The sequence below is a fragment of the Streptomyces sp. 2A115 genome, assembly GCF_052245575.1.
In the GTDB taxonomy this organism is placed as follows: Bacteria; Actinomycetota; Actinomycetes; order Streptomycetales; family Streptomycetaceae; genus Streptomyces.
In genome coordinates, this window is sequence record NZ_JBQQCG010000004.1 from 264,507 (window position 1) to 278,218 (window position 13,712).

General features: G+C 69.0%; 14 protein-coding genes and 2 pseudogenes. 12 read left to right on the forward strand and 4 right to left on the reverse strand.

All coding sequences use genetic code 11. From position 1 onward, the window contains the following. The first annotated feature begins 114 nt into the window (after nt 1-114). Nucleotides 115-984, forward strand: coding sequence for a helix-turn-helix domain-containing protein (locus tag ACTWQR_RS05795; protein WP_443225800.1), 870 nt, complete (start codon nt 115-117; stop codon nt 982-984). A 94-nt stretch (nt 985-1,078) separates the two neighbouring features. Here ACTWQR_RS05795 and ACTWQR_RS05800 read toward each other — a convergent pair whose 3' ends face one another. Both ACTWQR_RS05800 and ACTWQR_RS05805 read right to left on the reverse strand, forming a co-directional pair. After that, nucleotides 1,079-2,005: a dioxygenase family protein gene (locus ACTWQR_RS05800; protein WP_443225801.1), complete on the reverse strand. Its 927-nt coding sequence runs from the start codon at nt 2,003-2,005 to the stop codon at nt 1,079-1,081. 119 nt (nt 2,006-2,124) lie between these two features. Beyond that, a complete protein-coding gene (locus tag ACTWQR_RS05805) occupies nt 2,125-2,904 on the reverse strand; it encodes an IclR family transcriptional regulator (RefSeq protein WP_443225802.1) in 780 nt (259 codons plus the stop codon). Between the two features lie 187 nt (nt 2,905-3,091). On the opposite strand from ACTWQR_RS05805, the gene ACTWQR_RS05810 reads away from it, so the two are divergent. Genes ACTWQR_RS05810 through ACTWQR_RS05820 form a run of 3 tightly spaced genes read left to right on the forward strand, consistent with a single transcriptional unit; the run spans nt 3,092 to nt 6,320 of the window. Further along, entirely contained in the window at nt 3,092-4,285 is a 1,194-nt protein-coding gene (locus tag ACTWQR_RS05810) for an FAD-dependent monooxygenase (protein ID WP_443225803.1), read from the forward strand. Between the two features lie 32 nt (nt 4,286-4,317). Continuing rightward, nucleotides 4,318-5,214 (forward strand): dioxygenase family protein, encoded by an 897-nt coding sequence (locus ACTWQR_RS05815; protein ID WP_443225862.1) that lies wholly within the window; start codon nt 4,318-4,320, stop codon nt 5,212-5,214. Between the two features lie 47 nt (nt 5,215-5,261). Further along, nucleotides 5,262-6,320, forward strand: coding sequence for a maleylacetate reductase (locus ACTWQR_RS05820; RefSeq protein WP_443225804.1), 1,059 nt, complete (start codon nt 5,262-5,264; stop codon nt 6,318-6,320). 65 nt (nt 6,321-6,385) lie between these two features. On the opposite strand, the gene ACTWQR_RS05825 is transcribed toward ACTWQR_RS05820, so the two are convergent. Further along, entirely contained in the window at nt 6,386-7,255 is an 870-nt protein-coding gene (locus ACTWQR_RS05825) for a helix-turn-helix transcriptional regulator (RefSeq protein WP_443225805.1), read from the reverse strand. 108 nt (nt 7,256-7,363) lie between these two features. Then, nucleotides 7,364-8,235 (reverse strand): annotated as a pseudogene (locus tag ACTWQR_RS05830) (helix-turn-helix domain-containing protein). Nucleotides 8,236-8,439: 204 nt separating this feature from the next. On the opposite strand from ACTWQR_RS05830, the gene ACTWQR_RS05835 reads away from it, so the two are divergent. The 8 genes and pseudogenes from ACTWQR_RS05835 to ACTWQR_RS05870 form a co-directional block, all read left to right on the forward strand. Beyond that, a complete protein-coding gene (locus tag ACTWQR_RS05835; protein WP_443225806.1) occupies nt 8,440-8,712 on the forward strand; it encodes a hypothetical protein in 273 nt (90 codons plus the stop codon). Between the two features lie 30 nt (nt 8,713-8,742). After that, on the forward strand, nt 8,743-9,117 hold the full coding sequence (locus ACTWQR_RS05840) for a carboxymuconolactone decarboxylase family protein (RefSeq protein WP_443225807.1): 375 nt from the start codon (nt 8,743-8,745) through the stop codon (nt 9,115-9,117). 137 nt (nt 9,118-9,254) lie between these two features. Further along, nucleotides 9,255-10,271, forward strand: a complete 1,017-nt coding sequence (locus tag ACTWQR_RS05845) for a zinc-dependent alcohol dehydrogenase family protein (protein WP_443225808.1) — start codon at nt 9,255-9,257, stop codon at nt 10,269-10,271. Between the two features lies 1 nt (nt 10,272). Continuing rightward, nucleotides 10,273-10,488: a hypothetical protein gene (locus tag ACTWQR_RS05850; protein WP_443225809.1), complete on the forward strand. Its 216-nt coding sequence runs from the start codon at nt 10,273-10,275 to the stop codon at nt 10,486-10,488. Between the two features lie 58 nt (nt 10,489-10,546). Beyond that, the gene (locus ACTWQR_RS05855; protein ID WP_443225810.1) at nt 10,547-10,918 is read left to right on the forward strand and encodes a DUF2255 family protein; all 372 of its coding nucleotides are present in this window, start codon (nt 10,547-10,549) and stop codon (nt 10,916-10,918) included. A 67-nt stretch (nt 10,919-10,985) separates the two neighbouring features. Continuing rightward, a complete protein-coding gene (locus ACTWQR_RS05860; protein WP_443225811.1) occupies nt 10,986-12,572 on the forward strand; it encodes a Na+/H+ antiporter in 1,587 nt (528 codons plus the stop codon). A gap of 64 nt (nt 12,573-12,636) precedes the next feature. Continuing rightward, nucleotides 12,637-13,596, forward strand: a complete 960-nt coding sequence (locus tag ACTWQR_RS05865) for an amidohydrolase family protein (RefSeq protein WP_443225812.1) — start codon at nt 12,637-12,639, stop codon at nt 13,594-13,596. Next, nucleotides 13,578-13,700: pseudogene (locus ACTWQR_RS05870) on the forward strand (SDR family NAD(P)-dependent oxidoreductase); the annotation flags it as partial. The gene ACTWQR_RS05865 and the pseudogene ACTWQR_RS05870, both read left to right, overlap by 19 nt. Between the last annotated feature and the right edge of the window lie 12 nt (nt 13,701-13,712).

Consider the following 13,712-nt stretch of genomic DNA (forward strand, 5'->3'; position numbering starts at 1 on the left):
CCGCCTGCTGCCATACAGGCTGAAGCCGATGCAGTTTTCGTACATGAGCCAAGCGGCCATAGGCAGGATTCCTCCCCCTCACAACCGCCGAGCTTTTGTGCGAGGCTGCAAGTCATGAATCGCAACCCTCATCTGAACGAGCTGGGTGAGTTCCTCAAGGCCCGCCGTGCCGAGGTCAGTCCTTCCGAGGTCGGACTGCGCGAAGGGCAACGTCGGCGTGTGAGCGGACTGCGCCGTGAGGAGGTGGCCCTTCTCGCGTCGATCAGCACCGAGTACTACACGCGGATCGAGCAGGGCCGTCTCCAGGCCTCGGCTCCCCTCCTGAACGAAATCGCCCAGTCGCTCCGCCTGAACGACGACCAGCGCACCTACCTCTTCGACCTCGCGGCGAAGGAGCCAGTGCGCCCGCCTGCGTCAGGTGACCGCCAGCAGGTGGACACGCAATCGCAGCGCATGCTGGACGATCTCACCGCCTCCCCGGCCTTCGTCATCGGCCGGCGCACCGACATCCTGGGCTGGAACCAGCTTGCCGCCGCCCTCTGGGCCGATTTCGGGCGCTACCCGGAGCAGGAGCGCGTGTTCGTCCGGCTGCTGTTCACCGAACCCTGGATGCGCGAGCTGTACGCCGACTGGGAGGAGGTCACCCGGCTGGCCATCGCCCAGCTGCGCATGGAGAGCGCGCGCTACCCCGGCGACCAGCGCCTCACCGCTCTGGTCGAGGAGCTCTCCGCCCGTGACGCGCAGTTCCGGGAGTGGTGGACGGCGCACGACGTCGCGATGCGAGGCAAGGGCGTCAAGAAGCTCCGTCACCCGGTGGTGGGCGAGCTGACCCTCGACTGGAACACGCTCACGTGTGGCACGGACCCCGACCAGCACATCATCGTGTGGAACGCCGAACCCGGTTCCCCGTCCCACGACGGGCTGCGCCTCCTGGCCTCCTGGGCCGCGGACCAAAAGCGGACGGCGTCCGACACCGTCGCGTAGGCCTCCCTGGCATCTGATCCACGGCGTTCGGTGGTGCGGCGCGGCGTTCGGTGGCGCAGGGCGCGCATCTGCCCGGCGGTGACGTCCCGTCATGTCACACGCTGTCCAGCTCGGTATCACGCTTGGCCGACACGGGCGGGGTCGGCAGCCAGGCCTCACCCGGCTCGACGACGAAGGTGAACTCGAGGCTGTACCAGGGCTCGGTCACGTCCGGGTCCGGCGCCGGCTCGTGCTCGTGCTCGTGGCGCACGTACGTGCCGACGAGGCTCCGCACGACGCCGAACTGCGCGTCGGTCTCCAGGATGGGATCGTCGTGGCTGTAGAGCTGGGACGCGATCGTCTTGTAGCCAGGTTTGTGGATCAGCGCGTGGACATGGGCCGGCCGGAAGGGATGGCGTTGGAGCGCGGTCAGGAGCTCGCCCACGGGCCCGCCCATCGGTATCGGGTAACCGGAGGGCTTGATACTGCGGAAGGCGAACACTCCTTCCTCGTCGCTGAAGAACTTGCCACGGAGATTCCACTCGGCCTGCTCGGGGTCCTGGTTCTCATAGAGGCCGGCCGGCGAAGCGTGCCAGACGTCGACTTCCGCGCCGGAGACCGCGTTTCCGTCGGTGTCGACGATCAGGCCGGTGAAGAACAGCGGCGGTCCCTCGGTCGGGGAGCGGACGATCGACTCGCCGTTGTTCATCGTCGGGCTTCCCTGGCGCCAGAACGGTCCGAGCAGGTTCGCCGAGGTCGGCCTGTCTTCGGTGCCGTTGTTCATCAGGGCAACCAGCGTGGACAGCCCCAGTGAACCCGCCATCAGCCTGACCTCGTGGTGGCTGGGCGTGGTGAGCCGGCCGAGCCTGGTCACGATGTCGAGGGCGGTGTCGAACTCCCTCTCGGTCAGCCGCACTTCGCGGGCGAAATCGTGCAGGTGCCGCACCAGCGCCTGGATGATCTCCTTGACGCGCGGGTCGCCGGCCCGCTCCGTCTCGGCGAGGACCGCCACGGTGAGCTGGTGTTCGTCTTGGATGATCACGTCGGCGTCTCCTCGCGACAGTCGGCTGCCGGCCCGCGGCTCGCACTGCCAGGCGAGTATCCGAAGGCCGTCAGGCCCGCACAACGCCGCTGTCCATCCAATGAACAACGAGCAAGTGATCAGCTGTTGCGGACCTTGACGCCAGGGCGCCAGCCGAGGAGGCGGGAGATGCCGAGACCACTCGCGATCACCGACGGAAGCACCGCCTGGTGCTTCACCGAGTCGGTGCGCACGACCACGGACAGCGCCGCTACGACCCGGCCTTCGGCGTTCACGATGCGCGTGGCCACCGAATCGGTACCGGGGGTCAGTTCTCCTCGCACCGTGGCCGTCCCGGTGCGACGGCAGTCGCCGATCTCCTTGCGCAGCACCTCCGGTGCCACGATGCTTCGCGACGAGTATTCCCGGAGCTCGCCGGACAGCACGGTCTCGATCAGCTCCGTACCGCCGTGGCTGAGCAGCACCTTGCCCACCCCCGTGCAGTGCAGTGGAAGCCGCCCACCCACCTGGGAGACGAGTTCGGGTGCCTCCGGCGCGGACAGTCTCTCGATGATCACCGCTTCCCGGCCTTCCAGGACCGCCAGTTGCACGTGCTGGTGAAGTGCGGTGTAGAGATCCTCGAGGAACGGCTGGGCCAGCGTGCGCAGTGATTCGGTGAGCGGAGCCAGGGTCCCGAGCTGCCACAGACGCAGTCCCACCGTGAACCTGCCGTCCGGCCGACGATCCAGCGCGCCGAAGCCGGCGAGTTCCACGGCCAGTCTCCGCACGGTGGCATGCGGCATGCCCGTCCTGCGCACCAGGTCGGCGAGGCTGAGCGCACTGTGCCCCGGCTGGAACGCGAACAGTACTTCCAGCAGGCGGGAGCTCACCGTCCTGCCGGGCTCGCTGGTCCGGGGCATACGTACCGGCTCCTCGCTGTGCGATACCGCTCGTCCTGCCGCCGCAGCTTAGCCGCGACTTCGAAAGCGGTGTCCATTCAATGAACACAGCCGTTCCGGCGGCACGGGGAGCCGGTCAGGATCTGCGGTGGCCAGTTCGATTGCCCTCGACCGCCCTCGACGAGCCACGAGCCAGAGGAGTCCAACAGTGCCTGCCACCATGCCGGGTCCGCGCATTGCCATCGTCGGGGGTGGCATCGGTGGTCTGGCCGCCGGTGCCTTCCTGCGCCGCGCGGGACTGACGGTCACCGTCCACGAGCAGGCGCCCGCACTCACCGAGGTCGGCGCCGGGCTCGTGATGGCTCCCAACGCCGTACGGCTGCTGCGGCGCCTCGGCGTCATGGACCGGTTCCTCCACCGGGCCGTACCGCTGGACTGGGGTTGGGAGTTCCGCCGCTGGACGGACGGGAGAGTGCTTTCGGTCGAGAAGCTGAGCGGTGTCTGCGAGCGGCTCTACGGAGAGCGCACCTATGTCGTGCACCGGGCCGATCTGCTGGACTCCCTCAGAGCGGCTGTGCCCGGTGAGTGGGTTCGCCTGGGCGCGCGCTGCACGGCGGTCGAGGCACGCAAGGACGTCGTACTGCTGCGCTTCGCCGATGGCGGCCATGTCGAGGCGGACATCGTCATCGGCGCCGACGGGGTGCACTCCGTCGTCCGCGACGCGGTGACCGAGCCCTCACCGCCGGCGTATTCCGGTATCTGCGCCTTCCGCACGATCGTGCCGGCCCGAGCCGCACCCGACTTCGCCCTGCGCCGCGCCCAGACCCTCTGGCCCGGGCCCGGACGGCACTTCGTGCACTATCCGGTCGCCGGTGGGCAGGCCGTCAATGTCGTCGCCTTCGCCCCTGCCGGGGATCACACCGACGAGTCCTGGAGTACGACCGCCACGATCGAGGAGTTCCATGCCGAGTTCGCCGACTGGGACCCGCGGGTGACCGACCTGATCACCGCCGGCGGTGTACCCGGGCGCTGGGCGATGCTGGACCGGGCACCCCTACGGCGTTGGAGCCGGGGCAGGATCACCTTGCTCGGAGACGCCGCGCATCCCATGTTCCCCTTCTTCGCCCAGGGCGCGGCCCAGTCCGTCGAGGACGCAGCGGTTCTGGCCCGCTGCCTGGCCGCGTACCCGAACGACCCCGAGCAGGCGCTGAAGCAGTACGAGGCGGCGCGGATCGAACGCACCACACGCCTGCAGGAGATCAGTCACGCCCGCAGGGAGATCAACCACCTCCCCGACGGGCCCGAGCAGCGGGCTCGCGACGCCGCGCTCGCCGAATCCGATCCGCTGGTGCGCAACGGCTGGATCTACGGCTACGACGCCGAGGAGGCACCCACCTCGTGAACGACAACGCCGACGACAGGGGGAACGCCACCATGGCCACCACTCCCGCGGTACCGAACCGGCAACGTCAGGTTGAGGAGGAGCTGGTCCGGGCCGTCCTCGCGTCGTTCCAGGACACCCCGGATCCGCGGCTCAAGGAACTGATGCAGACCCTCGTGCGGCACCTGCACGCCTTCATCCGTGAGGCCCGACCGACCGAAGCGGAATGGCAGCACGCCATCGACTTCCTCACCGCGGCAGGCCACATCACCACCGACCGCCGACAGGAGTTCGTGCTGCTGTCCGACGTCCTGGGCGCGTCCATGCAGACCATCAACGTCAACCAAGGGGCCGACGCGAGCGCCACCGAAGCCACCGTCGTCGGCCCGTTCTTCGTCGAGGGCTCCCCCGAGATCCCCATCGGGGGTGACATGGCCGCCGGCGCCCCGGGACAACCCTGCTGGGTCGAGGGCACCGTCACCGACACCGACGGCAACCCGGTCCCGGGGGCGCGACTCGAGGTGTGGGAGGCCGACGAGGACGGCCTCTACGACGTGCAGTACGACAATGACCACCTGGCCGGCCGGGCACACCTGTTCACCGACGACCAAGGTGACTACGCCTTCTGGGGTCTGACTCCCACGCCGTACCCCATCCCCCACGACGGGCCGGTCGGGGCTCTCCTGGAGGCGACCGGACGCTCGCCGATGCGCGCGTCCCACCTGCACTTCATGGCCGCCGCACCCGGTCTGCGCACGCTCGTCACCCACATCTTCGTCGAGGGCGACGACCTCCTCACCTCAGACGCGGTGTTCGGGGTCAGGGAATCCCTCGTCAATCGGTTCGAACGGCACCCCGTCGGCACACCGGCTCCCGATGGGCGCGACCTGTCCGGGCGCAGCTGGTCAAGCGTGCGGTTCGACATCGTGCTCTCTCCACAGCCCAGGTGACAGTGTCAGTCAGGTGTCAGGCATCCGCGAACGACGAGGAGTGAGTGGTGCGTTTCGAGCATGAAACTCTGGCCCAGCGTGTGTGCTTCGCGCCCGGTGAGGCGTCGGCGACGGTGTGCGCCGAGGTGGAGCGGCTGGGCGGCGCGCGGGTGATGGTGATCGCGGCGGCATCCGAGGCCGACCTGGCCGAGCGGGTCACCGCCCGCGTGCCGGTCGTACTCCGCTACGACGAGGTGGCGATGCACGTACCGGTCGAATCGGCCGAGCGGGCGCGCGCCGCCGCAGCCGCGCATGAGGTGGACCTCGTGGTCAGCGTCGGCGGGGGCTCAACGACCGGCCTGGCCAAGGCGATCGCGCTGACGAGCGGAATCCCGATCGTGGCCGTGCCCACGACGTACGCGGGGTCGGAGGCCACCAGCGTCTGGGGGCTGACCGAGGGGGCACGCAAGACCACAGGAGTGGACGCGCGGGTGCTACCGCGCTCGGTCGTGTACGACGCGACGCTGACCCTGTCGTTGCCGGTGGCGATGAGCGTCGCTTCGGGACTGAACGCGCTCGCGCACTGTGTGGACTCGATGTGGGCTCCGCGAACGGATCCGGTGGACCAAGCGCTGGCGGGAGAGGGCATTCGCGCGCTGGCGGCCGGACTGCCGGCCGTGGTGGCCGACCCGGCCGGCCTCGAGGGCCGCGAGCGGATGCTGTACGGCGCCTACCTGTCGGCTGTGGCTTTCTCGTCGGCGGGTTCGGGGCTGCACCACAAGATCTGTCACGTGCTGGGCGGCGCGTACGACCTGCCGCACGCCCAGACACACGCGGTCGTGCTGCCGTACGTGCTGGCGTTCAACGCACCCGCCGCGCCGGAGGCCGAACGCCGGATCGCGGAAGCCTTCGGCGCTGCTTCGGCCATCGAAGGCCTGCAGCGGCTGCGCGTTGCGGTGGACGCCCCGAAAGCGCTGCGTGACCACGGATTCGACGAGGCCGACATCGATGACGCGGTGCGCGCGATCCTGGGGGTGGTCCCGGCGGACAACCCACGCCCCGTGACCGCCCACAGTGTGCGACGGCTGTTGCGAGCGGCGTGGGAAGGCGCGGATCCGACGGCCTGACCGGGACGTCCAGTACGCGGACGACGGGACACGATGACGCGAGCCGCCTGCCTGCCTTGTCCCGGTCAGGCTGTCGCATCCCGCGCCCGCTGGTACGGGGCGACAGTCCACGACGCCAGGAAGCGCAGTCCGTCATGGGACGGGGTCCCGGGCTCAGCCGTCATGATCACCAGCTGCTGTGCGGGGTCGGCTGTGCAGGTCAGGCTGTCCCAGTCGAGCGTGAGGTCACCGACGACCGGGTGGCGCAGCCTCTTCGTGCCGACCCGCAGGCCTGGCACCTGGCGGCCTGCCCACCACTGCCGGAAGTCGGCGTCGGCCACCGACAGCTCGCCGACGAGTGCGGTCAACTCGGGGTAGCCAGGGCACTTGGCGGCCTCCATGCGTAGTTGGGCGACGCAACTCCGGGCGACCGTCCTCCAGTCGAGGCAGAGCTCCCGGAAGCCGGGGTCGGTGAAGAGCAGCCGGGCGTAGTTGCGCTTCTTCTCCGGAACCCGTTCGAAGTCGGTGAGCAGAGCGGCTGCCAGTGCGTTCCAGGCCAGGATGTCCATGTGACGACCCAGGACGAGCCCGGGGGTCCCGGTCAGTTCGTCCAGGAGACGTCTGAGTTGCGGCTGGACCTTCTGCGCCGGTCTGCGGCGCGGCGCGCACTCATCTCTCGCGGCCAGGGTGAACAGGTGGTCACGCTGGTCGTCGTCGAGATGCAGGACACGGACGAGGGTGGCGAGCACCGACGTCGCCACGGGGGAACGCCCCTGCTCGAACCGCGTGTAGCAGTCGGTGCTGATCCCCGCGAGCTGCGCGACCTCCTCCCGGCGCAGCCCCGGCACCCGCCGGGGCGCCCCGGACTCGGGCAGACCCACGGTACGCGGACTGAGTTGCGCCCGGCACACCTTGAGAAATTCTCCCAGTTCGGGCAAACGCGCTTTGCTGCACATGGCAGCTAGTGTCGCACCGCTGAACTGAAAAGTGAGGGGGAGAGTTTCCTCCCAGGCTCGGGACAATAGCCTTGCTTTTCCCTGAGCGAGGCCATGAATGCCAGATGGTCAGGCGACCCGACCGGCTGCGGACCCGCCGAGCCGACGGGCGGCCGACGAGGCGAGGGTGCGCAGTCCGTGGTACGACGGCGTGCCGGGGTCCGCCGTCCAGACGACGAGTTCCTGATGCGGATCCGTGCCGCAGGTCAGGGTGTCCCAGTCGAGGGTGAGTTCGCCGGCGACGGGGTGGTGGAACCTCTTCGTGCCCATGGTGCGGGACGCCACGTGGTGGCCTCCCCACCACTGCCCGAAGTCCTTGTCCCGCACGGAGAGTTCTCCCACCAGGCTGGTCAGCCGCGGGTCGTCCGGGTACTTGGCGGCCAGCATGCGCAGATGGGACACGCACGCACGGGCGACGGTCCGCCAATCCGCGTACAAGGTCCTCATGGAGGGGTCGGTGAAGAGGATGCGGACGTAGTTCCGCCTCTTCTCCGGCACCGTCGCGAAATCGGTGAGCAGGGCGGCGGCGAGCGGATTCCACGCCAGGATGTCCATACGGCGGCCGATCACCACGCCGGGGGTCCCAATGAGGTCGTCGAGCAGGCGGCGCAACTGTGGCTGCACCCTCTGCGCGGCCTGGCGGCCGGGTCGTGCCGGCTGTCGGCCCGCCAGCTCGAACAGGTGGTCGCGCTGGTCGTTGCCCAGATGCAGGATCTGCGCGAGAGCCGCCAGCACCGGGGCGGTCGGCTGTATGCGGCCCTGCTCCAGCCGTGTGTAGTAGTCAGTGCTGATGGCGGCGAGCAGGGCGACCTCCTCCGGCGCAGGCCGGGCACCCGCCGAGGGCCACCGGTGTCGGGCAGGCCGACGGTGCGCGGGCTCAGTTCGGCCCTCCGCGCTTTGAGGAATTCTCCCAGCTCATTCAGATGCGCGTCGCTGGTCATGACGGCCAGTCTCGCACCGCTCAGTCTGCACGAGGGGGGTAAGGATTCCTCCCCTGGTTAAGTCATTCCCAGAATGGAATTCTCCCCTTTGCGGGTTCGCGCGATGGCGGCAGGGTGATGACACGGTCGGCGACCAGGACAGGCCGGTATTCGGTATTCCCATGCGGCAGGCGGAGGAGGCGGGAAAGGAAAGTGCGGACGAATGTGCCGACGAATGTCAGGTTCCTCGGCAATGGCCTGACACCTGCCTGTCGTCTCCCCGCTCCCGGCACCCGCGCCCGGCGACTGGCCGAGCACGGCTTCGACACCGTCCACCAGGGCGAGAGTGAGGGCGACATCGTGCTGCGCGACGGGGTCGGCGGCGCACGGGTGTCGCGCGGTGTCGACGAGATCGCCCCGTACGGCTCCTTCGCCAAGCTCACCTCGCTCTTCGGTGCGTACCTGAACGAGCCCCCGGCCGAGGACCGGGCGGCCTGAATCCCTGAACACATGCTAGGAGCACCACCCGTGCCCGAACGGAAGAAGTTCGCGCCGCCGGCGATCCAGGAGTTCGCCCCCAAGCTCGCGGAGGTGACCGACACGGTCCTGTTCGGCGACATCTGGGAGCGGCCGGGTCTGTCCCCGCGCGACCGCAGCCTGGTCACCGTCACCGCTCTCGCCTCTCTGTACCGCAACGACCAGCTCAGCTTTCACCTCGGCAAGGCGCTGGAGAACGGCGTGACCGAGGACGAGCTGATCGAGGCCATCACGCATCTGGCCTTCTACGCCGGATGGCCCAACGCCATGACCGCGATGAGCCAGCTCAAGGAGATCGTGGACAAGGCCGGCCCAGTCCGGCGACACACCATGGAACTGCTGAAGCAGCCCTCGACCAGTTCATGACCCATCTCGCTCTGCGGGAGACGGACGACGCCACCTGGCTCGACCACGTCTCGGACGACGAGTACCACGGCCCGCGCATCAGCACCCGTAGGCGTCCCTGACGCCCCGACAGATCCGACAAGAGCTGGGAAGGCATCATGCGAGCAACCATCATTCACGCGCCCGGTGACATCCGGGTGGAGAACACCCCGGAACCGAAGATCACGGCACCGACGGACGCGGTCATCCGCACCGTCGCCGCCTGCGTGTGCGGCTCCGATCTGTGGAGCTACCGGGGTGTCCTGCCGGTCACCGGGCCGCAGCCGATCGGCCACGAGTACGTCGGCATCGTCGAGGAGGTCGGCAGCGACGTGTCGGGCGTCCAGCCGGGCCAGTTCGTCATCGGCTCCTTCGTCGCCTCCGACAACACCTGCCCGATCTGCCAGGCCGGCTACCACACCTCCTGCCAGCACGCGCAGTGGGTCAACGGCTGCCAGGCCGAGTACGTCCGCGTCCCCCTCGCCGACGGCACCCTGGTCGCCACCCCAGAGCAGCCGGCCGGGGAGCTGATCCCGGACCTGCTGGCCCTGTCCGACGTCATGGGCACCGGCTGGTACGCCGCCAAGGCCGCCGAGGTCAAGCCCGGTTCGACGGTCGTGGTCGTCGGTGACGGCGCGGTGGGCCTGTCCGGCGTCATCGCCGCGAAGGAACTGGGCGCCGAACGCATCATCGCCATGAGCCGGCACGAGTCCCGGCAGAAGCTGGCCCTGGAGTTCGGCGCCACCGACATCGTCACCGAGCGCGGCGAGGAAGGCGTCGCCCGCGTCAAGGAACTGACGAACGGCCTCGGCGCCGACTCCGTCCTCGAGTGCGTCGGCACCCAGCAGTCGATGCAGCAGGCCCTGCAGTCCACCCGCCCCGGCGGCAACGTCGGCTTCGTCGGAATGCCGCACGACGTGCGGATCGACGGCCTGCAACTCTTCTTCTCCCACGTCGGCCTGCGCGGTGGCCCCGCCCCCGTGCGCGCCTACCTTCCCGACCTGATCGAGCGCGTCTTCAGCGGCCGTATCAACCCGGGCAAGGTCTTCGACCTCACCCTGTCCCTGGACGAAGTCGCGGAAGGTTACAAGGCAATGGACGAGCGTCGCGCCATCAAGGCGCTGCTGCGTCCATGACATGAGCCCCGGCGGTGGTGGGCACCGATCGGCGGCGCCCATCACCGCCGGCACCAACCAGCGGCGACCGCGCCCCGCCATCGCGGCCGAGCAGAGCGACCCGGCACTGACGCCCTGGGCCGGGTGCCGCACCGGGCCAGAGGAGATCCGTCAGTCCCTCACCGCGTTCTTCGCCCGCTTCACCGTCGCCGACAGACTGATCACCACTGTCACCTGACCACAGGTCCGCGCTGCCAACCATTCCTCACCGCATCCCGGAGATCGGAGAAACGCCGATGCCGACATGGACGAGCGACGAGCTCAACCGCATCGCCAAGGCCGACGAGTTGGAAATGGTGTCGCTCCGGCGTGACGGCACCCTGCGGGGGCCGGTGCCGATCTGGGTCGTCCGCGACGGTGACGACCTGTACGTCCGCTCCTTCCGCGGTACGGACGGCGGCTGGTGGCGCGCGGCCCGCGCTAGCCACGAGGGGCACATCCGCTCCGGCGGCGTCTACAAGAACGTCACCCTCGTCGAGGTGGCGGACTCCGAGACCAACGACCGCCTCGACACCGCGTATCGCACCAAGTACGGCCGCTTTGGCGGCGCGTACGTCAACCCGATGGTGGCGGCACGCTCGACGACACTGCGGCTGGTACCCAGATGATCAAGACCTTCCCGGTGGGGGCCACTGAACTCCCGCCAGTAGTCCGCCCAACACAGGAGTAAGCGCCATGCTCGGTCTCGAACTCATCGTGCTGTTGGGCGTGGCGGTGCTGGTCGGCCAGGTCGTCGCACAGCGCTTCGGCGTCGCACCGCCCGTCGTGCTGCTTGTCGTGGGCGCTCTTCTGGGACTGGTCCCAGCCGTGCGCCAGACTCAACTACCGCCGGAAGTGGTCCTGCTGCTCTTCCTGCCGGTGTTGCTGTACTGGGAGAGCCTCACCACGTCCATGCGGGAGATACGTTCGAACCTGCGGGGCATCGTCCTGCTCAGCACGGTGCTGGTGATCCTCACCGCGGGGGCCGTGGCGGTCGCCGGGCACGCGCTCGGACTGCCGTGGGGACCGGCGTGGGCGCTGGGCGCGGCGGTGGCTCCGACCGACGCGACAGCGGTCGGCGTCCTGGCCCGCTCTCTGCCGCGCCGTCAGATCACCGTGCTGCGTGCCGAAAGCCTCGTCAACGACGGCACCGCGTTGGTCATCTTCGGCCTGGCGGTCGGTCTCACCGTCGGCGAGGAACACCTCACCCTTCCGCACGTAGGCGCGCTGTTCCTCCTGGCCTACGGCGGCGGGGCCGCCGTAGGCGTGGTGGTCGCCTGGGTCAACATGAATCTGCGACGCCGCCTGGACGATCCCCTGCTGGGCAATCTCGTGATGATCCTGGCGCCGTTCACTGCGTTTCTGCTCGCCGAGCTGATCCACGCCTCGGGTGTCCTCGCGGTCGTCGTGAGTGGGCTGATCATGGCCCAGGTGGCTCCAAGCCTCATCCGCGCCGAGCATCGTCGCCAGGCAATGGCCTTCTGGCCGCTGGCCACGTTCATCATCAACGGCGCGCTCTTCGTCCTGGTCGGAGTGGAACTCCAATACGCGCTGCGCCACTTGAGCCGGTCCGACCGCCAAGACGCCCTGATCGCGATCGGAGTGGTCAGCGTGGTGCTGGTCATGGTTCGGTTCGCGTTCCTGTTCTCCTCCGCCTACCTGATCCGCGTGATCGACCGGCGTCCTGAGCAACGACTGCGCCGAATCACTCACCGGGCACGCGCCGTGAGTGGGTTCGCGGGCTTCCGGGGCGCGGTGTCGCTCGCCGTGGCGCTCTCGGTGCCGGAGACCCTCGACTCGGGTGAGCCCTTCCCCGACCGTGCCTTCATCGTCTTCGTCACCTCCGGTGTCATCGTGGTGACACTCGTGGTGCAGGGACTGCTGCTGCCGGGCGTGGTGCGGTGGGCCCGGCTGCCGCGCGACACGTCCGTCGACGACGAGCAGGTCCTCGCCGAGACCAAGGCGACCGAGGAAGCCATCAAGGCACTGCCCCGACTCGCTGCCGAACTGGGCACCACCCCGAAGGTCATGGAGTGGCTGCGCCAGGAGTACGAGGCCCACCTGGCCACCGTACGGGCCAGGGGCGCGGGCACCGACGACGATCCCGCCCTGCTCCACAACCGCCACTACACCGACCTCCGCCTCGCCCTCATCGCCCACAGACGCGCAACCGTCGTACGTCTGCGCGACGAGCGAGAGATCGACGACACCGTGCTGCGTCAGCTCCAGGCCGCCCTGGACAGCGAAGAGGTGCGGCTGGCCGGACGCGAGCAGGTGGAGTGAGCCGAGTCCGACATCCGACCTCGACACAAGACCCAGCGAGACCCAGCAGAAGAGGATCCCTTTCATGTCCTCCGGCCTTATCGACGTCCACGCCCACCTCCTGCCCGACTTCTACGTCCAGCAGGCGACAGCGGCGGGCCACACCCACCCCGACGGCATGGGCGGCTGGCCGTCGTGGTCCGTGGAAGCGCACCTGGACCTGATGGACCGCAACGGCATCGACACCGCCATGCTGTCCATGTCCTCCCCCGGCGTGCACTTCGGCGACGACAAGGCGGCCCGCCTCCTCGCCCGGCGCGTCAACGAGTACACCGCCGAGCTGACCCGAGACCACCCGGGCCGCTTCGGCAACTTCGTGTCGCTTCCCCTGCCGGACGTGGACGGCTCGTTGGAGGAGATCGCATTCGCCTTCGACGAACTCGACGCCGACGGCGTGGCCTTGCTGACCCACACGCACGGTGTGTACCTGGGTGACCAGCGCCTCGACCCGGTCTTCGCGGAACTCGACCGCCGGCGGGCCGTGGTCTTCCTGCACCCCACCTCACCGGTGTGCTGGGAACAGTCAGCGCTCGGCAGGCCGCGGCCGATGGTCGAGTACATCTTCGACACGGCCCGTACGGTCACGGACTTGGTGTTGGCGGGCGTCCTGACGCGCCATCCGCACATGCAGGTGATCGTTCCGCACTGCGGTGGCGCGGTTCCCGTCCTGGCCGACCGCATCAACGAGTTCATGAGGATGTTCCTGCCTTCGGAGAATTCACCCTCCTTGGATGCCGTGCAGCAACTACGGGGCCTGTACTACGACTTGGCGGGCCCAGCCTTCCCACGCCAGGTCCCCGCACTGCTGCAGCTGGTCGATCCCGACCGCGTGCTGTTCGGCAGCGACTACTGCTGGACGCCTCCCCCGCCGGCCGACGCCCACATCGCGGCGATCGACGCGGCGGAGTCACCGGTGGAGGGGACCACGTGGCGTTCCCTGACGACGGCCAACGCCAAACGCCTGTTCCCGGGGACAGCGCGGTGAACGCGTCAGGCCGCGGCGTGATCGGCCTCACCGGCAGCGCGGCCCTCGAACACGCGCCGCACGGCATCCGTATCAACGCGGTCTGCCCGGCACGCTCGACCACAGTACGGCTGGAG

What these genes read in the sequence shown, in the direction of transcription:
- ACTWQR_RS05795 (WP_443225800.1), top strand. Translation starts at nt 115, where the DNA reads ATGAATCGCAACCCTCATCTGAACGAGCTGGGTGAGTTCCTCAAGGCC.
- ACTWQR_RS05805 (WP_443225802.1), bottom strand. Translation starts at nt 2,904, where the DNA reads ATGCCCCGGACCAGCGAGCCCGGCAGGACGGTGAGCTCCCGCCTGCTG.
- ACTWQR_RS05815 (WP_443225862.1), top strand. Translation starts at nt 4,318, where the DNA reads ATGGCCACCACTCCCGCGGTACCGAACCGGCAACGTCAGGTTGAGGAG.
- ACTWQR_RS05825 (WP_443225805.1), bottom strand. Translation starts at nt 7,255, where the DNA reads ATGTGCAGCAAAGCGCGTTTGCCCGAACTGGGAGAATTTCTCAAGGTG.
- ACTWQR_RS05845 (WP_443225808.1), top strand. Translation starts at nt 9,255, where the DNA reads ATGCGAGCAACCATCATTCACGCGCCCGGTGACATCCGGGTGGAGAAC.
- ACTWQR_RS05850 (WP_443225809.1), top strand. Translation starts at nt 10,273, where the DNA reads ATGAGCCCCGGCGGTGGTGGGCACCGATCGGCGGCGCCCATCACCGCC.
- ACTWQR_RS05855 (WP_443225810.1), top strand. Translation starts at nt 10,547, where the DNA reads ATGCCGACATGGACGAGCGACGAGCTCAACCGCATCGCCAAGGCCGAC.
- ACTWQR_RS05860 (WP_443225811.1), top strand. Translation starts at nt 10,986, where the DNA reads ATGCTCGGTCTCGAACTCATCGTGCTGTTGGGCGTGGCGGTGCTGGTC.
- ACTWQR_RS05865 (WP_443225812.1), top strand. Translation starts at nt 12,637, where the DNA reads ATGTCCTCCGGCCTTATCGACGTCCACGCCCACCTCCTGCCCGACTTC.